Raw genomic sequence first — 2,605 nt, 5'->3', positions numbered from 1 at the left:
CGACGTCGAGGGTCACGCCCGCGTCGTCGGAGGTGGTGATCCGACCGGTGAGGTCGGTGTCGTCGGTGAGGTGCACCGCGACCAGGCGGTCGGTGTTGCGGCGCCAGTGACGCGGCAGCGTGAGCGGCCGGTCGACTCCGCGGGAGGTGACCTCGAGGGTGTAGGGCTGCTCGCCCAGGACGTCGGACTCGTCCAGCACCTCCGACACGGCGCGGGTGGCGTCGGCGACGTCGTCGAGCGTCACTCCCCCGTCCTGGTCCACCGCGATGCGCACGATCCGACGCTTGCCCGCGGGGGTGACCTCGACGGCCTCGATGTCGAGACCCAGCGCTCCCAAGGGGTCGACGAGCTCCGCTTCGATCCGGTCCCGGACGGCATCCTGCTTGGCACTGCTCACGGGGGGCGACCTCCTTGTGCTGTTGTCGAAACACCACGATAGCGGCTGCCGGGCACCTCCCCGACCTCGCGGGGATAGGGTCAGCGCCGTGTGTGTCGAACGTCGTACCTACGCGACGCGGCGGGCGAGCCTCGGGGGTGTCCTCGGCGGAGCCGTCGTGGTCCTCGCGGGCACCGGATGCGACCTGGGACGCGACCTGCGCGGGCCTGCGGGCCAGGACGTCGCCGCCTCCCCCGGCGCCGATGTCGCACTGGTGGACGGCCTGCGCTCCGAGTTCCTCGGGGTCCTCGGGCTGCTGGAGCGCACCGCCACCGCACACCCGGGGCTGAGCGACGTGACGGCTCGACTCGTCGAGCTGCACGGCCACCACCTGGAACTGCTGGAGGGCGCCGGGGAGGACTCCGCAGACAACGCCGAGGAGGACCGGGAGCAGGGCCAGGGCGAGGTCGCCGAACAGCCGGTCCGGGCGGTCGAGGCCCGGGCCCTGCACGCCCTGCGGTCGCGGGAGCGGCGCCTGCAGAAGCGGCTCGCCGACGCCGCCGTCGCCGCCGAGAGCGGCGCACTGGCGGGGCTGCTGGCCTCGATGTCGGCAGCGGTGGCCCAGCAGCTCGCTCGGTGGCCACGGGCGTCGCGCACCACCTCGGACGGTGCCCGATGAGCCCGGTGGCCGCGCTGCAGACCGCGCTCGAGGCCGAGCACGCGGCGCTCTACCTGCACGGGGTGCTCGGAGCCCGGACCTCCGCTGCCGGCGCACCCGCCCTCTTCCGGGCCGTGTCCGCCGCCTACGACGCCCATCGGGGTCAGCGCGATGCGCTACGTCGCGAGATCGAGGACCTGGGCGCGGAACCGGTCGCCGCTGCGCCGGCGTACGAGGCTCCCGGAGCGCTGGGGGGCCCGTCAGCGGTGGCGGCGGCGGCGCTGGAGGTGGAGCGGGCAGTCGCCCGGACGTACGCCTGGCTGGTGACCCAGAGCAGCGGGGAGACCCGGCGGCGGGCGATCGGCGCCCTGACGCAGACAGCGGTTCGCGAACTCTCGTTTCGGGGGGCGCCCGAGATGCTCCCCGGAGCCGACGAGTTCGCGAACCGCTGACAATGCGTCTGAGACGCAGATGAGTAGCACGCACGGGCTCCGTACGCGACTCCCTCCGCGACGAGGATGCAGCACCGACGGCCGGGCACGCACCCGCCGGTTTCCTCAAGTCTGTGCATTGCACAAACTTGCAGTGGAGGGGTGCCCGGCCGTCGTCGGCCCGCCCAGCCCGCCCGGGGCGGTCGGGGCGCTCAGTGCGGGGGTGCGGTCGGGGCGGAGCAGGCTCAGGCCCGGTACGCCGTCCACATCTGGGACATCCGGGAGCTCTGACCTGCGGTGAACTGGTTGTAGCAACTGTCGTAGCTGTAGTCCATGTAGTTGTGGATCGGGTCGAGCCCGGGCAGCGAGCAGGAGTCCCGGCCGGCGGGACAGCCGCTCGTCGAGCTGGACTGGGCCGGGGTGTCGGCGACCTGGTCGTTCGTGCTGGTGCAGCCGCCCTGGAACGTGTGGTAGAGCCCCAACCAGTGGCCGACCTCGTGGGTGGCGGTCTCACCGAGGTTGTAGTTGGTGGCTGACCCGCCCGGGAGCGAGGTGTACTGGACCCGGATGCCGTCGATGGCGGGCTGCGAGGCGTAGTCCCACGGGAACGTGGCGATGCCGAGGTAGGAGAAGTTGACCAGCCAGATGTTCAGGGCGTTGCGGCCGCCCTGGCGGGTCTGCGACCGGTAGGTCGTGCTCTGCTTGTCACGGTGCCAGTTCGTGTTGTTGAACCGATCGATGCCGGCAAGGGTGAACGTGAACCCGGTGTCGGCCGCCTCGGGTGACTTCTGGCCGCCGAAGCTGGCGTTGAGCACGCTGATCTGCTGGCTGATCTGGGCGTCCGTCACGTCGCCGTTGCCGGAGCTGTCGCGCATCACGTGGACGTAGACCGGCACGGTGGCAACGGCGGCCGCGGCGGCTGCCGGGGTGATCCCGCGAGCGCGCAGCCGCGCCTTCGTGGACCGTTCGACGGCGCGCAGCTCCTGGGCGCTCAGGTCGCGGTGGTCCAGGCCCGAGCGCCCACCCCGGGCGGCGTCGGCCGAGTCGTGGTCGTCGGTGACCAGGCAGTTCGAGCCCGCCTCGCGGGCGGGTACCTGAGCCGAGGCCGGGGCGGTGAGCCCGGTCCCGAGGAGGGCCAGG

The 2,605-nt window shown here is 72.6% G+C and carries 4 protein-coding genes; 2 read left to right on the top strand and 2 right to left on the bottom strand.

From position 1 onward, the window contains the following. A partial coding sequence (gene rimP / locus ABZE72_RS16605) for a ribosome maturation factor RimP (protein ID WP_372730145.1) occupies positions 1-397 on the bottom strand: 397 nt, incomplete at its 3' end. A gap of 88 nt (positions 398-485) precedes the next feature. Between rimP and ABZE72_RS16600 the strand changes: the two genes are divergently transcribed. Together ABZE72_RS16600 and ABZE72_RS16595 are read left to right on the top strand one after the other, a co-directional pair. Then, positions 486-1,055 (top strand): hypothetical protein, encoded by a 570-nt coding sequence (locus tag ABZE72_RS16600; RefSeq protein WP_372730144.1) that lies wholly within the window; start codon positions 486-488, stop codon positions 1,053-1,055. Continuing rightward, positions 1,052-1,486 carry a DUF4439 domain-containing protein gene (locus tag ABZE72_RS16595; RefSeq protein ID WP_372730143.1) on the top strand — a complete coding sequence of 145 codons (435 nt, stop codon included), beginning with the start codon at positions 1,052-1,054 and terminating at the stop codon, positions 1,484-1,486. Before ABZE72_RS16600 ends, ABZE72_RS16595 begins: the two co-directional genes overlap by 4 nt. Positions 1,487-1,710: 224 nt before the next feature. On the opposite strand, the gene ABZE72_RS16590 is transcribed toward ABZE72_RS16595, so the two are convergent. Further along, a complete protein-coding gene (locus ABZE72_RS16590; protein WP_372730142.1) occupies positions 1,711-2,604 on the bottom strand; it encodes a zinc metalloprotease in 894 nt (297 codons plus the stop codon). Position 2,605: the final 1 nt, after the last annotated feature.

This window comes from Nocardioides sp. (assembly GCF_041600255.1).
Classification (GTDB): domain Bacteria; phylum Actinomycetota; class Actinomycetes; order Propionibacteriales; family Nocardioidaceae; genus Nocardioides.
The sequence above is the reverse complement of the archived record's forward strand: the minus strand, read 5'-3'. Positions and strand labels throughout refer to the sequence as shown.